This is a genomic window from uncultured Meiothermus sp. (genome assembly GCF_937863175.1).
In the GTDB taxonomy this organism is placed as follows: Bacteria; Deinococcota; Deinococci; order Deinococcales; family Thermaceae; genus Meiothermus.
In genome coordinates, this window is record NZ_CALMCQ010000245.1 from 1 (window position 1) to 2,310 (window position 2,310).

Sequence of the window (2,310 nt, forward strand, 5' to 3'; positions counted from 1 at the left end):
CGTCGCGGTCGGTTCCGGTAAAGCGGCTGTCCAGGCGCCCCACGGTCTTGCGCTCGAGGCGGAGGAGTTCTTTGGTAAAGCGCGTGATCTCCAGGCGCAGGTTACAGGCCAGCACGTAATCTTCCGCCAGGCCGGTATACCGCGAGAGCTTCTGGGCGATGCGCTGCTGGTCGGCAGATGCTAGTCTGCTGCCCTGCATCAGGGCCAGGGTGTACTCGCCCTCGGCGAAGGCTTCCACTTCTTGCAGGAGGCTTGGCAGCGGTTTGCGCTGGAGGTCTTTGGGGAGCTTCTGATGATACCAGGCGGTCGCGCTAAAGGTGGGTAGAAACAGAAGGTGGGCCAGGTCGTTGCCGGGGTTGAAGCGGGCGGTGGAGAAGTCCAGAATGCTGCTGACCAGCAGGATGCCGTTCAGGTACATCCCATGCCGCTCCTGCAAATAGCCCGACAAGCCAGCAGCCCGCGTGGTTCCGTAACTCTCGCCGATCAGGTACTTGGGGCTGGTCCAGCGCCCGTAGCGGGTGGTGTAGAGCCGGATAAACTCCCCGACGCTCTCGAGGTCGCGCTTGAAGCCGTGGTACTCCCGGGTCTTCTCCCCCTCCACCATGCGGCTGTAGCCGGTGCCGACCGGATCAATAAACACCAGGTCGCTGTCCTCGAGCAGGGTGTGCGGGTTGTCCACCAGGCGGTAGGGGGGCGGCGTGAGCGCCCCGGCGTCGCCCATCTCGACCCGTTTGGGGCCGAGCAGGCCCAGGTGGAGCCAGACCGACGACGAGCCAGGCCCGCCGTTAAACGAAAAAGTGATGGGGCGCTGGCCCAGGTCGCGCACACCCTCCCTGGTGTAGGCGATAAAGAAGACGGTGGCTTTGGGTTTGTGACCCTCGACGGTTTCATCTTTTGCGACTTCTTCCCGCAGCACGATGGTTCCGCAGGTGACGCTGTAGCGCAGCTCCTGGCCGCCCAGACGGATGCTGTGCTGGCTAACGGTGAGCTGGTCCTGGGGGGCGGGTTTCGCCTCGGCGGTTTTGGCTTCTTCAGGCATGGGTCAATACTAAGGGCAAACTGTGGCGGGCCGATAGCGGATGGTCAACCCCAATCGGCGCAGGGTTTGAACCCTGAACCTGCTCACAGCCCATCCTTATCTGAGGCAAAGAATCCTGCGATACCCTGTTCGGGATGATGTCGAGATGGAAGTACAGCCTAGGGATTGCTGTGATGTTGGGCTCCTTGGGGTTGACCCAGGTCGCACCCGTTGCGGCGCAATGGTTAGACCAGATGCGCCTGGCCCATGGTGGGCAGGCCCTGGCGAACCTGCGAACCTATCGGGAAACCGCCACCCTCACGACCTTTACCGGGCCGCAACCGGAAAATCAATTGACGGTGGTTTCCTATGTAGATTTTCCGTCCAACCGGCTGCGGGTGGAGTATCGGGATGGCCCCAACCTGATCCAGGTGGTTCAGGTCTCGCCTGCTGGAGGCCAGAGCTGGAGTGTCATTACCGGAAGCAGGGCCCTCGAGGCCACCCTCACCCAGGAACTGCGGAATGGACTGTTCCAGACCTGGTATGGCCTGCGTCTGGGTGGCAGCGGAAGGGAGCAGGCCCGGCTGTTGGGGCGTCGAACCTTCGGCGACAAGAGCGGTACGGCCCTGGAGGTGACGACCCAGGGCAGCAAAACGACCTATCTGGTCAATGCCCAAAACCAACTGATTGCCGAGCGTTTTCAGAACAGCCAGGGACAACTTACGGTGCTCTACTCCGATCTGCGGCTGGTTTCGGGCATCCGCATTCCCTTCCAGGCCCGGCTGTACGCCGATGGAGTTTTGTTTGCCGAAACCCGGGTGAAGGAGGCCAGGGTAAACCCGGTGCTGGGCCTGGAGACCTTCAGGATGCCGTAGGGAGCCGGAAGGTGAAAGCATCGTGACATTCGACGCGAGACCTGAGACCAGGGGCACTTCTCAAGCGGAACAGGGGTCAAAATACCAAATTAATGGAAGCAGTTGTGATTTAGACAACCCAAATCTCAGATTTTGGAGCTAAAAATAGAGCATGGACAGCCGGCGGCTTTGGGGGGTCGTGTTGGTGTTGTGGGCCGGGCTGAGTTTTGCCAGCCCCGCCCAGGATCTGTTTAACGAAGTGAGTCGCCTGCTGAACGACTACTATGGGGGTTTTTCCCAGGTCAGGCCGCAGGAGCTGAAGCAGAAATACCAGGGGGAACTCGAGAAAATTTGCGCCCAGGAGGTGGCCTGTCCCACCAACAAGGCGCTTCCCTTTATTCATTAGAAAAAAAAAAAAATTGGCGATCGGCACACCCG

General features: G+C 60.4%; 3 protein-coding genes. 2 read left to right on the forward strand and 1 reads right to left on the reverse strand.

Annotation, left to right across the window (positions count from 1 at the left end; all coding sequences use genetic code 11):
- Positions 1 to 1,039: peptidase S10 (locus tag Q0288_RS09385; protein ID WP_299429736.1), on the reverse strand; the 1,039-nt coding region annotated here is incomplete at its 3' end.
- 134 nt (positions 1,040 to 1,173) lie between these two features.
- Between Q0288_RS09385 and Q0288_RS09390 the strand changes: the two genes are divergently transcribed.
- Together Q0288_RS09390 and Q0288_RS09395 are read left to right on the forward strand one after the other, a co-directional pair.
- A complete protein-coding gene (locus tag Q0288_RS09390) occupies positions 1,174 to 1,893 on the forward strand; it encodes a hypothetical protein (protein ID WP_299429738.1) in 720 nt (239 codons plus the stop codon).
- 151 nt (positions 1,894 to 2,044) lie between these two features.
- Positions 2,045 to 2,278, forward strand: coding sequence for a hypothetical protein (locus Q0288_RS09395; protein WP_299429740.1), 234 nt, complete (start codon positions 2,045 to 2,047; stop codon positions 2,276 to 2,278).
- Positions 2,279 to 2,310: the final 32 nt, after the last annotated feature.